Below are 15,457 nucleotides of genomic sequence, written 5' to 3'. Positions count from 1 at the left end.
GAAAAACGGTGCCGAATGGCACCACTCGCGAGACTGTGATCAGCGGCCGCCGCATGGCGCGGCCGGCCGAGATCCAACTGCCGCTATTTCTGCTTCAGCCGGCGCGAGAAGCGCAGCCACTTGTCCTCGACCGGCCTTGGCTGGACAAGAATCGTGGTGAGTTCGACAGGCAGGGTCGGAACCAGGGGCTTCTTGGTGGCGACGCCGTCGGCGATCGCGACGATGCTGTGGTAGAATTCTGCGCCGGTCAGCGATCTCGGCGCCACCGCCTCGTGCATGACGCTGATGACCGTGACATCGGGGCAGTTGTCCTTGATGGCCTGGTGGAAGGCAATCTTGCCCTCCGGATCAAGCGCGCCGGTCGCCTCGTCGAGGAACAGCAGCCCCGGCTGCTGCAGCACGATGCGCGCCACCACCAGCTTCTGCTTCTGGCCACCCGACAGAACCTGGTCCCAGCTTTTGCCTTCGCGGCTTGCGTCGCCTATATGCGAGATGAAGTCGCCAAGGCCGGCCTTGTACAGCGCCGCCGCGACATCCGCGTCGCTATGATTGTGCTCGGAGCCCGGCAGGCAGACCAGCTGTTTCAGCGTCACCTGCTGCAGCTTGACCTCCTGGGCGGCATAGAAACTCTTCACGCCCTCCGGGAAGACGATGGTGCCATGGCCATAGGGCCACAGGCCGTTGATCGCCTTGATCAGCGAGGTCTTGCCGCAACCGGATTCGCCTTTCAGGAACGTCCATTCGCCGCGCCTGAAGCGCAAATTGGCGGCGCTGAGGAACGGCGTGGCGTCCTCGCCCTGATGCGCCAGTTCGAGCTTCTGGATCGTCAGGCCGAAAACCGGGTTCTGGCTGGCGTAGTGGAAGTCGGAACGGCCGGTCTGGCTGTAGAACTCCTGCGGATGCTGGACGTTCTCGATCGCATTGGCCAGTTCGGTCACGCGCTGGCTGTTGGCGCGCAGCGTGGCGATGGCCGGCATGACGTGGATGAACCACGAACATTGGCCGATCAGCGAATTGACCAGCTCGGAGCCGGTTATGTAGCCCTTGAGATCGAGACCGTTGTGAATGAACGGCACCAGGCCAGGTCCGTAGGCGACGATGCGGGCGCCGATGAAATTGTAGATCAGTTCGAACGACATGTAGACGGTGTTGACGATGTTCAGCCGCGTCCATGTGCCGTCGATATCGACATAGAGCCGGCCATGCATCGTCCTCTGCACGCCTTCGCCCTGGGACGCGGCGACATGGAAGCTGCGGCGCAGGAACGTCGTCAGTTCGCCGCGATAGCTGCCTTCGGCCTGCTGCATCCTGACGTTGAGGCGCTCGAGCAGGCCGCCGAGCTTAACCGCGATCCAGGTGTTCAGCGGCACATAGGTGGCGACGGCGAGGAAAGCGAGGACGGCGCTGCCATAGCTGCCGAGGAACTCCAGCCCCTTCACCTCGACGGAGTTTTCGAGCAGCTTCTGGCCGACGAAATAGAGCGAGGTGGCGACGCCCAGCACGCCCATGGCGAGCCCGATGGCGCCGCCGGTCATGTCCTTGATGGATTCCTGGACGCGCTGGTCGATGTTGTCAGGTGCCGTTGCGCCGCTGCCGGTCGACGCATGCTGGGCATGAAAATGCGTATGATTGTTGTCCAGCAGTGCTTCGTTGAAGCGGCTGTCCAGCCAACCACGCCATTTGCGGTGCAAGGTCGCCGAGACAAGATTGCGGATGCCGGTAAAGCCGGCGTCCTTGAGCAGGACCAGCAGCACGAGGATGCCGGCATTGACCAGCAGCGTGCGAAGCGGCGTGGTGTTGGCTGCGTCATGGAAGAAGGCGATCGAGTTGACCAGCTCGCCGGAGGCTTCGGCGAACCAGACACCGGCCTTGCTGGAGAGCGCCGTGAGCAGCGCGATCACCAGCGTCAGCGTCCAGGCTTCCTTCCACCGATCCGAGACCCAGTAGGCCCGCATCAGGCCCCAGAAGGTACGCATCGACGATACCGGCGTCAGAAGCGATGGCCGTGCGGCATCGCGAGGTGTTTTTTCCGGTACTGACTCTTGCGTTGGTCTATCGACCCGAATCACGATCCCGCCCAAACCATTTTTGTTTTGTTACGGATGGTAACACCAATTGATCATTTTCTATTAATTTTTAAAGCTGGCCAAAGGGATTACCCCGGACGACCGTTGCCATGAGGCAACAGATTGCCGGGTCGAAGCGCCGTCAAACGGATCGGCAAAAGCGGAATATTGCTATTGATTTCAATTTGTTGAGGGACGCGGGAGGGCCATCGGTGAAGTTTCCTTTAGGGAAGGTTTTCACACGGGTTTGTGAACTCGAAAATCTAATTGACTGGTAAATTTCTTGACTGCGGACTGACCGAATCTTCGAAAATCTTCCGTTCGTGACCTCGCCAGAGGCAGAAAAGTGACCCGAAACGGTCGTTGCGGCAGGCGCGCCGGGCGGCACATCCGGGCCCGTTGGGTGAGGTCAGGAACCGCGTTTGACAATTGCTTCGTTCGGGATTGAACCTTGCCGGGCACTGTCGGCACCCATGCATGTCCGGTTCTCCAATGAGGAAGCTTCCAATGCTTGTACGCGCAGCCGCAACCCTGTTCCTCCTTGCCTGGCACCCCCTGGCACAGGCCGCCGAGCAGAGCATTCCGGCGGGCGCCGAGGGCCAGATCGAGTTCAACACGCCGTCCGGCAACATTGGCGGCATCTACACCCCGAAGGGCGGCACCAGCACCTATGAGCCGCAGGACGGTGGCCCGGAACTCAGCTGCTCACGCGTCGCGCCGAGCTATGTCACCATCATCCTGGGACCCAAGGGGCCGGCGACTTTGATCAAGAACCCCGGCGAGCAGCCATGCTGCAGTGATGTCACCAAGCTCGCTTACGGCAAAAGCTGGAGCGCAGGGCCATTCTCGTGCGAATCCACAACCAAGGGACTGACCTGCACGGCCACGAATGGCCACGGATTTTTCATCAGCAAGGCCAAGGTGACCGTGAAGTGACGCCGGCTCCCGCCTCATAAGGGCAGGGGCAGCCGGTCTCAGCCGGCCTTTTCCAATTCGCCGCGCGCCTTGGCGGCGGCCACCTGACGGATGGCATCGGCCAGGGTATCGGCATCCTGTGCGCCCATGACCGCGTATTTGCCCTCGATCAGGAAGCACGGCACGCCTGTTATGCCCATGCGCGAGGCGGTGGCGATCTCGGTGCGAACCGCCTCGACGTCGGCCTCGGTCGGCAAAAGCGTGGCAACCACGGATGCGTCCATGCCGGCCTCGCGCGCCGCTTCGACCAGCACGGCATGGTCGCCGATGTCAGCGCCTTCTTCGAAATTCAGCTGGAACAGGCGGCGCACCAGTCGGTTCTGCACGGCTTCGCCGGCGGCGCCGGCCCAGCGGATCAGGCGGTGCGCATCGAGCGTGTTCGGTGCCACCTTGATGGCGTCGAACGCGAACGAAATGCCTTCGGCTTCGCCCAGCGGCTCGATGCGGGCATGAATTTCGCGGATGCGATCGTCGCTGCCGAACTTGGCCAGCATATAGTCGCGGCGATCCTTGCCTTGCGGCGGAATGGTCGGATCGAGCTGGAACGGCCGCCAGCGGACATGCACCTCGGTGTCGCCGACAGCTGATATCGCCCTGTCGAGCCGCTTCTGGCCGATGAAGCACCATGGGCAGACGACGTCGGACACCACGTCGACGGTGATGGCGTTCAGCTCACTCATCTCGATCTCCCGAAATCCTCAGTTCGGCTTGCGCCACCAGCTTGGCAGTTGATACCCAAATATGGGCGTCTTTTGCGGATGTTCCAGGTAGTTCCAGTACGCAATCCATTGCTGCGTGTTGTACTGCGTCGGCACCATGTAGTTGCCGGAGATCAGCAGCCGGTCGAGCACCCTGACGGCCGCGACATAGTCTTCCTTTGAACGCGCGCGCAGCATCGTGTCGATCGCCGCATCAACCGCCGGATCGGCGACACCGGCCAGGTTGAACGAGCCTTCGGCCTTGGCCGCTTCGGATCCCCATCGGCCAAGCTGTTCGATGCCGGGCGACAATGAATTGTTGAAGCCGCTCGATCCGATCAGCGCCTCGAAATCGAAGCGCTGCTTGCGCGACTGGATCTGATCGCCGTCGAGGCTGCGGATGGTGACGTCGATGCCGATCTTCTCCAGCGTGCGCTGATAGATGCCGGCAAGGCGCTCCTCGTCCTGCGAAGCAACCAGAATCTCGAAGCCAAAGGGTTTGCCGTCGGGATCGAGCATCGTCCCGTCCTGCACGTGATAACCGATGCTTTTCAAGAGAGCGAAGGCCGCTTTCAGCACCTTGCGATCCTGCCCTGAACCATCGGTGACCGGTGGCCGGTACGTGCCATCCATGACATCGGCCGGTACGCGGCCGGGGTAGGGCGCCAGCAGCGCCTTTTCCCTGTCGTCAGCCGGATGACCGAGCGCGGAAAGCTCGGAATTCTGCCAGTAACTCATCGCGCGCGCGTATTTGCCGCCGAACAGGTTCTTGTTGGCCCATTCGAAGTCGTAGAGCATGCCGAGTGCACGTCGCACCACCGGGTTGGCGAACTTCTGCAGCCGCATGTTGAACAGGAAACCGGTCACCACGGGCGGAATGCCGGTGTCAAAGGTTTCGGCGACCACATCGCCCTTGTGGAAGGCCGGAAAATCGAGGTCGCGCTCGCGCTTGACCGGATCGCCGTCGTCGTCGATGGCGCAAAGGCCCTTTTTGAACGCTTCGAGCTTGGCGTTGGCGTTGAGGAAATACTCGATGGTGATCTGGTCGTAATTGTCGAAACCGCGCTTGGCCGAGACGTCCTTGCCCCAATAGTCCGGGTTGCGCTTGAAAACGATGCGTTGGCCAGGCTGTACCTGCGCAACGGTGTAGGGGCCACTGCCGATCAATGGCTTCAGCGTCGTCTTGTCGAACGTCTCCTTGTCGAAGGCATGCTTGGGGATGATCGGCGTCAGCGCGATGATCAGGGGCGTCTCGCGATTGGCCTTGTCGTTGAAGGTGAAGCGCACGCTGTGATCACCGGACTTTTCGAGCTTGGCGATCAGGCTCATGCGGGCGCTGTATGGTGGACGGCCCTTGTCAGTATAGACATCGTAGGTGAACAGCACATCCTCCGGCGTCACGGGCTGGCCGTCGGACCATTTGGCCTTCGGGTTGAGATGGAACTCGATGCTTTTGCGCTCCGGATCCATGTCGGCGGTGTCGGCGAGCAAGCCGTACAGGCTGAAGGGCTCGTCGTAGTTGCGCTGCATCAGCGGCTCAAAGACGAGATTGCCGTAGGTCTGATCCATCATGCCGCGCGCCGTCGTGCGCAGGCTCTTGAGGATGAAGGGATTGAGATTGTCGAAGCTGCCGACGACGCAATAGGTGATCGAGCCACCCTTCGGCGCGTCCGGATTGACGTAGTCGAAATGCGTGTAGTCGGACGGCAAAGCCGGTTCGCCCTGCATGGCGATGGCGTGCTTCGGCTCCGATGCGGCCGGCTGATGCGAAAGGGCGAGAAACGATATCGCGGTGATCAGCCAAACAAGAACGCGGCCCATGACCGTCTCCTTACTGGGTCGGCTTGATGATTCGGTGCGCACCCTAGCATGAGGCAACTGCGTGCCGGCCAATGGCGTCATCAAGAATTACAAGTGGCGGGCTGGATTCGACATCGCTTGCAGTGTAACACGCCCCCCGAAGTCATTCTGTTGCCTCATTTTGGCAACAGGTAGCTGGACCACACGGCACGAAGAAGCCGGTCCCGGGATCATTTGAGAGGAAGTGCACGACATGACGAGCCTGAACAGCAACGCGTACCGCCTGTCGGTCATGGCCGCTGGCGTGGTCGGCTTTCTGGGCGCAGGGCTTCCCGCTGCTTCCGCACAGCAGCAACAGCAAATTCCGCAAGGCTGGTTCAAGGCTTGCACCAAGCAAGAAGACGTCGACATCTGCAACGTCCAGAACATCACCACCGCCGGTAACGGCCAGCTGATCACCGGCGTCAGCCTGATCGAGCTGAAGGGTAAGGTGAACCGCAAGGTGTTCCAGGTGACGGTCCCGACCGGCCGTCTGGTGCCTCCCGGCATTGGCCTGCAGATCGATACCGGCAAGGCCGTGAAGCTTGATTACGTCATTTGCTTCCCGGATCGTTGCGTGGCCGAAGTTCCGCTCACCGACCAGCTCGTCGGTGCCTTCAAGAAGGGCCAGGCGATCACGCTGACCTCGGTCAATTTCCAGAACCAGCAGAACCCGATCAAGATCGCCCTGCAGGGTTTCAGCGGCGCCTATGACGGCCCGCCGCTGCAGCAGTCCGATATCGAAGACCGGCAGAAGAAGCTCCAGGACTTCGTCGCCAAGAACAACCAGGATTTCGCCAAGAAGCTCAAGGAAGAGCAGGACAAGGCGAAGACCGCCAACTGATCAGCCGGTTTTTGCCGGCCTAACAAAAAAGCGGGGTCATGCCCCGCTTTTTTTGCGCCTGTCGTTTGGTCGGTTAATGCCTCGACTGCCGTTTCGGCTCGTAGCGCCCGTCCGGCCTCTTGTCGAACATCTCCTTGATCTGCGGATGCCGGACCGGCTCGCCCGACTGATCCTCGAGCAGGTTCTGCTCGGAGACATAGGCGATGTATTCAGTTTCCGAATTTTCGGCGAGCAGGTGATAGAAGGGTTGATCCTTGCGCGGCCGCACGTCGGCCGGGATGGCTTCGTACCATTCGTCGGTGTTGGCGAACTGTGGATCAACGTCGAAAATGATGCCCCTGAAGGGAAACAGCCGGTGGCGAACCACCTGTCCGATCGCGAATTTGGCTGTTTTCATCGTACTCACCACTGAATTCCTTGAACTTATTTGGCGCAGACTGGGCATCAATTCAATCCCGACGCGTTTTGGTCGCGCCTTGAAGCTACGCAGGACGCGGCGAAAAGGTTTTGCCGCAGGCCGCCGATGTCGACATTCGCCGAGGACGCGGATTGGCGGAATGTTGGGAAGATCGCTATCAGCGCGCCGGCTTTCGCAGGCCGCCGGCCAGCGCCGCAAAGCCGCTGCCGGGACGAAGCCCCTCGCGCATGAAGAAGGCGCGAAGCGGCGCGAAGCCACCGAGCACGCCGAGCCCGGCAACACGGGCCATCTGCGCCGGCAGCATGTCGGAAAGCAGCGACATGTTGAGCAGATTGACCGCACTGCTGCGCGCCAGAATATCGGGGCGGCGTTTGAAATCGTAGGCTGCAAGGGCCTTCGCAGCGCCGGGGTCGGTGCGATTTTCTCCAGCGATACCAACGAGATCGTCGATATCCCTGATACCGAGATTGAGGCCTTGCGCGCCGATCGGCGGAAATACGTGGGCGGCTTCGCCGACAAGCGCCACACGGTCCCGCGCGAAACGCAGCGGCGTCACCGCCGAAAGCGGATAAATCTGCCGGCCCGGCTCGACCGTCACCCGGCCCAGCATTGACTGCATCTGCTGTTCGACCCGCACGGAAAGCGTCGCATCGTCCAACGCGGCGAGTTCCGTTGCTGTCTCGGGCTTCACCACCCAGACTAGGCTCGAGCGATTGCCGGGCAGCGGAACCTGCGTGAACGGACCGGTCTCGGTGTGGAATTCGGTCGAGGTGAAGGCATGATCGCCGCTGTGACGGAAATTGAGGACAAAAGCGGCCTGCGGGTAGGAGCGGGCCGAGGTCGAGATGCCGGCCGCCTGGCGTGCCGGCGAAAGCCGTCCGTCGGCGGCGACCGCCAGGGAAGCATCCACCGTGCTGCCGTCGATCAGCACGGCACGGGCATGTTCGGCGTCGAGATGCCAACTCGCCACCATCGACCTTCGCCAGTCGATGCCGGTATGCGTAGCAACCGTGCGGGCGAGTGCGGGATTGAGAACGCTGTTGGGCAGGTTCAACCCGAACTGGTCCTCGCCGATCTCGCTGGCGCGGAAGGTGACGACGGGGCTACGGATCAGCCGGCGGGTCGCGTCGACGATGCGCATCACCTTCAAGGGCGCCGCTTTGGGCTTGATGTCTTCGAGCACACCCAGCCGCGCAAGCACCTGTAGAGCGGGGTTCATCAGGGCCGTCGTGCGGCCATCGGGGGCAGAAGCTTCGGGCCCGACAAGCGTCACCGGGAAACCGGCCTCGGCGAAAGCGAGCGCCGCGATCAACCCTGCCGGCCCCGTGCCAGCAACCAGTATCCGCGCAGTGTCTCGATGCTCCAAGATCGGCTTCCGGCTTGCAATGCGAGGCAGCCCACCCGACCTGCCAGTCGATCCAGCATATAGGTCAATTCATGCCGCTTGATCAACGCGGCGATTCGGCTCATTCGGATGTCATGACCGGCCAGCAAGACGACTTCAGCCATCTCGACCGCGCCGGCCGCGCCATGGCGAACATCGCGCGCAGTCCCCGCGTGACGGCAAACGTCGTTGTCGGCGCCTGCATCCTGCTTGCCTGGCTGTTGCTTGCCGCGATGGCAATCCGCAGCGCCGAAGGGCGGATTGCGGGCGTCAGCGCCCCTGGCGACGCGCTTCTGCGCAACCTGCCACGAATGCCTCTACCGGATTTCCTGGAACGGTTCTTTGCGCTCTGCCTGTCGCCGACGCCGCTCGACGGAAGCCTCGGCCTCAAGGCCGGCGCGCTCGTCTTGATGTGGTTCCTGATGGCGATCGCCACCATGCTGCCTTCGGCCGCACCGATGATCCGCACCTATTGCGAGATTGCCGACACGGCTCGCATCAAGGGCGAGCCGGTCGTCCATCCGCTGGTGCTGGTTGCCGGTTACCTCGGTGTCTGGCTCGCTGCCTCGACGATGTTCGCGGCGCTGACCTTGGCCATTCATGCATCCGCCTCGCCCAGCGGGTTGCTCGACCCCGTCGTCGGTATTGCCGGCGCGCTCGCTCTGCTGATTGCTGGCCTCTACCAATTCAGCGGCCTTAAGGAAGCCTGCCTGAAGAAATGCAGGAACCCGTTCTCGATCCTGTTCGCGAACTGGAGCGCGAGGCCCGTCCGCGTCTTCCGGCTTGGCGTCGCGCAAGGCCTGTGGTGCCTCGGCTGCTGCTGGGCTTTGATGCTGGTGATGTTCGCTGTCGGGGTGATGAACGTCTTCTGGATGGCGTTGATCGGGCTGTTCACCCTGATCGAAAAACAGACGACGAGCAGGGTTCCAACCCGGCTGGCCGGTGCGATACTGCTTGTCTGGGCAGCAGCGCTGCTAGTAGTCTCGCGATGAGTGGGGGAAAGTCGATGTCAGACCAGAGCTGGGCGATGAAGGGAGAGCTCGTACTCTCCTGCAATTGCACGGTTTTTTGCCCCTGCGTGCTGTCGCTAGGCAGTCATCCGCCGACCGAAGGCTATTGCCAGACCTGGGCGGGTTTCCGCATCGACGCCGGCCATTTCGGCGAGGTCGACCTGTCGGGGCTCAATCTCGGATTGATCATGGAAATCCCCGGCTATATGAGCCGCGGCAACTGGACCGCCGGGCTGTTCATCGACAAGCGCGCCTCGGTCTATGCGGTCAAGGCGCTGACCAAGATTTTCACCGGCAAGGCGGGCGGGACCACATCGTTGCTCTCCATCCTTGTCGGCAAATTCCTCGGTGTCGAACAAGTGCCGATCACCTATGAGACGCGTGACAGGACACGCATCTTCCAGATACCGAAGATCATCGACGGGGCGGTCACGCCGATCCCCGGCAAGGACCGCGACAAGGATACGGTGATCAGCAATTCGGAATACTGGATCGCGCCTGAGATCATCGTTGCCAGGTCCGACAAGAGCAAGATGCGGGCTTTCGGCCGAAACTGGAATTTCGCCGGCCGGTCGGCCGAAATCTGCAAGCTGGATTGGCGGGGCCCGTGAGCAAGAACACAACGGCCAAGAAGATCAGGGACCGGATTCCGCGACCGAAGAAGAAAGTCACCTGGCCGCAGGCGAGGGCGTTCTCCGTCCATCTGCTGACCGCCTCGGGCTCGTTCCTGGCCTTCCTGTCGCTGGTGGCCGCGAGCGAACAGCGCTGGACCGCGATGTTCTGGTGGCTGGGGCTGGCCTTGTTTGTCGACGGCATCGACGGGCCGATCGCCAGAAAGCTCGAGGTCAAGGAGATCCTGCCGACCTGGTCGGGCGAAATGCTCGACAACATCATCGACTACGTGACCTATGTCCTGATCCCGGCCTTCGCGCTTTACCAGCGCGGCTTCATGGGCGAGGGACTGTCGTTCCTGTCGGCGGCGATCATCGTCGTCTCCAGCGCCATCTACTATGCCGACACCGGCATGAAGACGAAGGAGAATTTCTTCAAGGGATTCCCCGTGGTCTGGAACATGGTGGTGTTCACGCTGTTCGTCATCGAGCCAGGACAATGGGTTTCGTTCGCGGTGGTGGTGGTGGCCGGCATTCTGACTTTCGTGCCGATCAATTTCATCCACCCGGTGCGGGTGGTGCGGCTGCGGCGCATCAACCTCGCGATGACGCTTTTGTGGTGCGCTTTCGGTGCACTGGCGCTGGCGCAGGCGGCACTCGCTGCCTTCTACGATCAGATCGGCGTGCTGGGCGAGCAGGTCAGCACCTTCACCAAGATCGGCATCTCAATTACCGGACTCTACCTTGCCTGCATCGGCGGCGTCATGCAGTTCTTTCCAAATCTCGGTGCCAAAAAAGCCTGATCAGCCCAAGGAAGTTCAGCCCATGTCCAAAGCGATCCGCATCCACGCCAATGGTGGCCCGGAAGTCCTGACCTATGAGGACACCGATCCTGGCCGCCCGGGATCGGGGCAGATCCTGATCCGGCATACAGCGATCGGCCTCAATTTCATCGATGTCTATCATCGCACCGGCCTTTATCCGCCGCCTGGCGGATTTCCACTGGTTCCGGGCAGCGAGGCTGCCGGCGTGGTGCTGGAAGTCGGCCAGGACGTCGACTGGCTGAAGCAGGGCGACCGCATTGCCTATGCGACGAATGTCGGCGGCGCCTACGCCGAGCAACGCGTCATCGCGGCCGGCCAAGTGGTCAAGGTGCCGGACGGCATCAGCGACGAACAGGCGGCGGCGATGATGCTCAAAGGCATGACCGCCGAGTATCTGCTGCGGCGCACCTTCAAGGTGAAGGCAGGCGACACGATCCTGTTTCATGCCGCGGCCGGCGGCGTTGGGCTGATCCTTGGGCAATGGGCTAGATATCTCGGCGCGACCGTCATCGGCACCGCCAGTTCAGCCGACAAGATTGAGCTCGCCAAGGCGCACGGCTTCGATCACGTCATCAACTACAGGGAGCAGGATTTCGTTGCCGGCGTCGCCGCCATAACCGGTGGCGGGAAATGCGACGTCGTCTACGATTCGGTCGGCAACGACACGTTTCCGGCGTCGCTCGATTGCCTCAAGCCGCTCGGCATGTTCGTCAGCTTCGGCCAGTCCTCGGGATCGATCCCGCCGTTCAGCATGTCATTGCTGGCCCAGAAGGGTTCGCTGTTCGCCACAAGGCCGACCTTGTTCGTCTACAATGCGAAACGCGAGGACCTCGAGGCCTCCGCCGCCGCCCTGTTCGAGGTCGTGCTCAGCGGCGCCGTCGAAATCAAGATCAACCAGCGCTACGCGCTCAAGGACGCCGGCAAGGCGCATTCCGACCTCGAGGGCCGCAGGACAACAGGGACCACCATTCTCATCCCTTAGTCCCTTCTGCCTTGCTATCCCTTGAATTTCCGCTGAAATTCTTGAAGCTCTTTCAAGACGCGTGCCGCTTTCCGATGAGAGCCGGCCGCGCCTACCATGCTTGCGGGAACACAGAACATATCTGGCTAACCAGATGGGAGGCACTGTGAGTGCAAATCAGGACGGCACGAACCTGCTCGAGGTCCGTGGTCTTACCAAGATATTCGGCACCCTGACGGCGTGCGATCATATCGATCTCGACATCGCCAAGGGTGAAATCCACGCCTTGCTCGGCGAAAACGGCGCCGGAAAGTCGACGCTGGTCAAGATGCTTTTCGGTTCGCTGGAGCCCAATTCCGGCGAGATTTTCTGGAACGGCCAGGCGGTCAGGATTTCGAGCCCGGGCGCGGCAAAAAAGCTCGGCATCGGCATGGTGTTCCAGCACTTCTCGCTGTTCGAGGCGCTGACCGCGGCCGAGAACATCGCGCTGTCGCTCGATGACGGTTCGCCGATCAGCAGCATCGCGGCGAAGGCGAGGGCGCTTTCCTACAGCTACGGCCTGCCGCTCGATCCGGAATCGCTGGTCGGCGACCTGTCGGTCGGCGAACGCCAGCGCATCGAAATCATCCGCTGCCTTCTGCAGACGCCGCAGCTCATCATCCTGGACGAGCCGACCTCGGTGTTGACGCCGCAGGAGGCCGACAAGCTGTTCGAGACGCTGGAGCGTCTGCGCTCGGAAGGCAAATCCATCCTCTACATCTCGCACCGGCTTGAAGAGGTCAAACGCATCTGCGACCGCGCCACCGTGTTGCGGCATGGCAAGGTGGTCGGCCACTGCAATCCGCGTGAGGAAACAGCCTCGTCGCTGGCCCGCATGATGGTCGGCAACGAAGTGCAGGCCGTGGTGCGTGCGCCGGTCGAGGGGATCGACAAGGCGCAGCCGTTGCTCGAGATCCGCAACCTCACCCGCAAGCCGGCAACGCCGTTCTCCATACCGCTCAAGGGCATCAGCCTGAATGTCCGCGCCGGCGAGGTGATCGGCATTGCCGGTGTCGCCGGCAACGGCCAGGGCGAATTCTTCGAATCCGTCTCCGGCGAGGTGTTGCAGCAGGATGCCGCTTCCGTGCGCATCCGTGGCAAGGACGCGGGCGGCCTCACCATCACCGGACGTCGGTTGCTGGGCGCTGCCTTCGTGCCGGAAGAGCGCCTCGGCCACGGTGYCGCGCCGCGCATGAAGCTTTCCGAGAACCTGCTGCTGTCGCGCCACGCCACCGACGGCAAGGCGTTTGTCGGCGCCGGCGGAATGGTCAAGAGCGCTGCCATCTACACCGCCGCCCAACGCATCATCGTGGCGATGGACGTGCGCAAGAGCGCGCCGGATCCGGAAGCCGCGGCACTTTCGGGCGGCAATTTGCAGAAATTCATCGTCGGCCGTGAACTCGACCGCCGGCCGAGCGTCATGGTGGTCAACCAGCCGACCTGGGGTGTCGACGCGGGTGCCGCCGCTCACATCCGCCAGGCGTTGATCGAACTGTCGCGCAGCGGGTCGGCGGTGCTGGTGATCAGCCAGGATCTCGATGAGCTGTTCGAGATATCGGATGCGATCGCGGTCATGCACAATGGCGAACTGTCCAAACCGTTGCCGATCGCCGAGGCGACCTTCGAAAAGGTTGGCCTGCTGATGGGCGGTGCCGAGCCCGGCCACGCCGAACATACGCTGGAGACGGCATGATGCGCCTCGAACTCGTCAAACGCCCACAGCGCTCCGCGCTGTTCTCGGCCCTGTCGCCATTCATCGCCTTTGCGCTGACGATCGTCGCCGGCGCCATCATGTTCGCGCTGCTTGGCGTCAACCCGTTGACCGCTTTCCGGATCTATTTCATCGAGCCGGTCAGCCAGGTCTGGCAGCTGCATGAACTGGCGATCAAGGCGGCGCCGCTCATCCTGATCGCTGTCGGCCTGTCGGTCTGCTACAAGGCCAACATCTGGAACATCGGCGCCGAAGGCCAGTTCATCCTGGGCGGTATTGTCGGCTCGATCATTCCGGTGCTGTTTCCGCAGTTCGAAAGCCCGCTTGTGTTGCCGCTGATGCTCCTGCTCGGCATGGTCGGCGGTGCCGCCTATGCGGCCATCCCGGCTCTGCTCAAGACGCGCTTCGGCACCAACGAGATCCTGACCAGCCTGATGCTGGTCTATGTCGCGCAGCTCTTCCTTGACTGGCTGGTGCGCGGACCATGGCGCGACCCGCAAGGCCATGGGTTCCCGCAGACCATTCAGTTCAACGACTCGGCCGTACTGCCGGAGCTGATGCCGGATGCCGGACGGGCAAACTGGGGATTTGTCTTCGCCCTGGTCGCCGCGGTGCTGGTCTGGATCCTGATGAGCCGCATGCTGAAGGGTTTTGAAGTCCGCGTGCTGGGCTCAAGCCCGCGGGCAGGGCGCTTCGCCGGCTTCGGCCTCAACCGCATGGTGTTCTTCGCCTTCCTGCTGTCGGGTGCCCTGGCGGGCCTTGCCGGCATCTCGGAAGTCTCGGGCGCCATCGGCCAGCTGCAGCCTGTCATTTCGCCCGGCTACGGCTTCACCGCCATCATCGTGGCGTTCCTTGGCCGCCTCAATCCACTCGGCATCGTCGCCGCCGGCCTGGTGCTGGCGCTGACCTATCTCGGCGGTGAAGCGGTGCAAAGCGCGCTCGGCATCTCCGACAAGGTGGCGAGGGTGTTCCAGGGCATGCTGCTGTTCTTCGTGCTCGGCTGCGACACGCTCATTCACTACCGCATTCGCCTGATCGGCCTGGCGCTGACCAAACCGGAAAGCGATGCGAAACTCGAAGCCGCGCCAAAGTTGAAGGAAGCCCGTTGATGGACATCACCATAAACATCCTTCTGACCATCGCCACGGCGGCAACGCCGCTGCTGATCGCCGCGATCGGCGAACTGGTGGTCGAGCGCTCCGGCGTGCTCAATCTCGGCGTCGAAGGCATGATGATCATGGGCGCCGTCGGCGGCTTCGGCGCCAGCTATCTCACCGGATCACCCTGGATCGGCCTCCTGGCGGCGATCGCCATGGGCGCGGTATTCTCGCTGCTGTTTGCCGTCATGACGCTGTCGCTGGCCACCAACCAGGTGGCGACGGGCCTGTCGCTGACGCTGCTCGGCCTCGGCCTGTCCGGCATGATGGGGACGAGCTTTGTCGGCCAGCCCGGCGAACGGTTGCCCAACCTCGACATCCCCGGGCTGACCTCGATCCCCGTCGTCGGCAGATTGCTGTTCGGGCAGGATCCGATCTTCTACATCTCGATCGCGCTGACCGCGGCCGTCATGTGGTTCCTGTTCAAGACCCGTACCGGACTGACGCTGCGCTCGATCGGCGACAGCCACACGTCAGCCCATGCCCTGGGGATCCAGGTCATCCGCTATCGTTATCTCGCGGTGATCTTCGGCGGCGCCTGTGCCGGTCTGGCCGGCGGCCATCTGTCGTTGGTCTATACGCCGCAATGGGTCGAGAACATGACAGCCGGCCGCGGCTGGATCGCGCTGGCGCTGGTGGTGTTCGCCTCTTGGCGGCCATGGCGGGTGCTGGCCGGCGCCTACATCTTCGGCGCGGTGTGGATCGGCCAGCTTCATGCACAGGCTTTTGGCATTCCAGTGCCGTCACAGTTTCTTTCTTCGCTACCCTATCTGGCAACCGTCGTGGTTCTCGTTCTAATCTCGCGCAACAAGCGTCTGACGATGATGAACACGCCGGCTTCCTTGGGGCAGCCATTCGTTCCGGATCGTTGACAATAATAACAAACGGGAAGCTCCAAGGCTTAACACAGAGAGGTAACA

14 protein-coding genes are annotated in these 15,457 nt (G+C 62.2%); 9 read left to right on the top strand and 5 right to left on the bottom strand.

Features of this window, described 5'->3' with window-relative positions:
- Positions 1 to 83 precede the first annotated feature (83 nt).
- Positions 84 to 1,976, bottom strand: a complete 1,893-nt coding sequence (locus tag AC1DZP_RS17415; RefSeq protein WP_477304044.1) for an ABC transporter ATP-binding protein/permease — start codon at positions 1,974 to 1,976, stop codon at positions 84 to 86.
- Between the two features lie 597 nt (positions 1,977 to 2,573).
- On the opposite strand from AC1DZP_RS17415, the gene AC1DZP_RS17410 reads away from it, so the two are divergent.
- Positions 2,574 to 3,002 carry a hypothetical protein gene (locus AC1DZP_RS17410; protein WP_477304042.1) on the top strand — a complete coding sequence of 143 codons (429 nt, stop codon included), beginning with the start codon at positions 2,574 to 2,576 and terminating at the stop codon, positions 3,000 to 3,002.
- Between the two features lie 38 nt (positions 3,003 to 3,040).
- On the opposite strand, the gene AC1DZP_RS17405 is transcribed toward AC1DZP_RS17410, so the two are convergent.
- Both AC1DZP_RS17405 and AC1DZP_RS17400 read right to left on the bottom strand, forming a co-directional pair.
- A complete protein-coding gene (locus tag AC1DZP_RS17405) occupies positions 3,041 to 3,721 on the bottom strand; it encodes a DsbA family oxidoreductase (protein WP_477304040.1) in 681 nt (226 codons plus the stop codon).
- A gap of 18 nt (positions 3,722 to 3,739) precedes the next feature.
- A complete protein-coding gene (locus AC1DZP_RS17400; protein ID WP_477304038.1) occupies positions 3,740 to 5,560 on the bottom strand; it encodes an extracellular solute-binding protein in 1,821 nt (606 codons plus the stop codon).
- A 232-nt stretch (positions 5,561 to 5,792) separates the two neighbouring features.
- Here AC1DZP_RS17400 and AC1DZP_RS17395 point away from each other — a divergent pair, with 232 nt between their 5' ends.
- Positions 5,793 to 6,422 (top strand): invasion associated locus B family protein, encoded by a 630-nt coding sequence (locus tag AC1DZP_RS17395; RefSeq protein ID WP_095091562.1) that lies wholly within the window; start codon positions 5,793 to 5,795, stop codon positions 6,420 to 6,422.
- A gap of 73 nt (positions 6,423 to 6,495) precedes the next feature.
- Here AC1DZP_RS17395 and hspQ read toward each other — a convergent pair whose 3' ends face one another.
- Complete coding sequence (gene hspQ, locus AC1DZP_RS17390) at positions 6,496 to 6,819, bottom strand: heat shock protein HspQ (protein WP_167392389.1); 324 nt, start codon at positions 6,817 to 6,819, stop codon at positions 6,496 to 6,498.
- A gap of 178 nt (positions 6,820 to 6,997) precedes the next feature.
- Complete coding sequence (locus AC1DZP_RS17385) at positions 6,998 to 8,206, bottom strand: UbiH/UbiF family hydroxylase (RefSeq protein ID WP_477304036.1); 1,209 nt, start codon at positions 8,204 to 8,206, stop codon at positions 6,998 to 7,000.
- Positions 8,207 to 8,277: 71 nt separating this feature from the next.
- Between AC1DZP_RS17385 and AC1DZP_RS17380 the strand changes: the two genes are divergently transcribed.
- The 7 genes from AC1DZP_RS17380 to AC1DZP_RS17350 all read left to right on the top strand — a co-directional run bounded on the left by AC1DZP_RS17380 (position 8,278) and on the right by AC1DZP_RS17350 (position 15,409).
- Positions 8,278 to 9,216: a DUF2182 domain-containing protein gene (locus tag AC1DZP_RS17380; RefSeq protein ID WP_477304034.1), complete on the top strand. Its 939-nt coding sequence runs from the start codon at positions 8,278 to 8,280 to the stop codon at positions 9,214 to 9,216.
- A gap of 14 nt (positions 9,217 to 9,230) precedes the next feature.
- Positions 9,231 to 9,845, top strand: a complete 615-nt coding sequence (locus tag AC1DZP_RS17375; protein WP_095091806.1) for a DUF1326 domain-containing protein — start codon at positions 9,231 to 9,233, stop codon at positions 9,843 to 9,845.
- Entirely contained in the window at positions 9,842 to 10,648 is an 807-nt protein-coding gene (gene pcsA / locus AC1DZP_RS17370) for a phosphatidylcholine synthase (protein WP_477304032.1), read from the top strand. The genes AC1DZP_RS17375 and pcsA overlap by 4 nt, the downstream gene beginning before the upstream one ends.
- A 22-nt stretch (positions 10,649 to 10,670) precedes the next feature.
- Positions 10,671 to 11,651, top strand: a complete 981-nt coding sequence (locus tag AC1DZP_RS17365) for a quinone oxidoreductase family protein (RefSeq protein WP_477304030.1) — start codon at positions 10,671 to 10,673, stop codon at positions 11,649 to 11,651.
- A gap of 133 nt (positions 11,652 to 11,784) precedes the next feature.
- The gene (locus AC1DZP_RS17360; protein ID WP_477304028.1) at positions 11,785 to 13,362 is read left to right on the top strand and encodes an ABC transporter ATP-binding protein; all 1,578 of its coding nucleotides are present in this window, start codon (positions 11,785 to 11,787) and stop codon (positions 13,360 to 13,362) included.
- Positions 13,359 to 14,489 carry an ABC transporter permease gene (locus AC1DZP_RS17355; RefSeq protein WP_477304026.1) on the top strand — a complete coding sequence of 377 codons (1,131 nt, stop codon included), beginning with the start codon at positions 13,359 to 13,361 and terminating at the stop codon, positions 14,487 to 14,489. Before AC1DZP_RS17360 ends, AC1DZP_RS17355 begins: the two co-directional genes overlap by 4 nt.
- On the top strand, positions 14,489 to 15,409 hold the full coding sequence (locus AC1DZP_RS17350; RefSeq protein ID WP_095091569.1) for an ABC transporter permease: 921 nt from the start codon (positions 14,489 to 14,491) through the stop codon (positions 15,407 to 15,409). Before AC1DZP_RS17355 ends, AC1DZP_RS17350 begins: the two co-directional genes overlap by 1 nt.
- Positions 15,410 to 15,457: the final 48 nt, after the last annotated feature.

This window comes from Mesorhizobium sp. P2_F8 (genome assembly GCF_056403655.1).
Note: the sequence above shows the minus strand (reverse complement) of the source record. Positions and strands in the feature narration are given on the sequence as shown.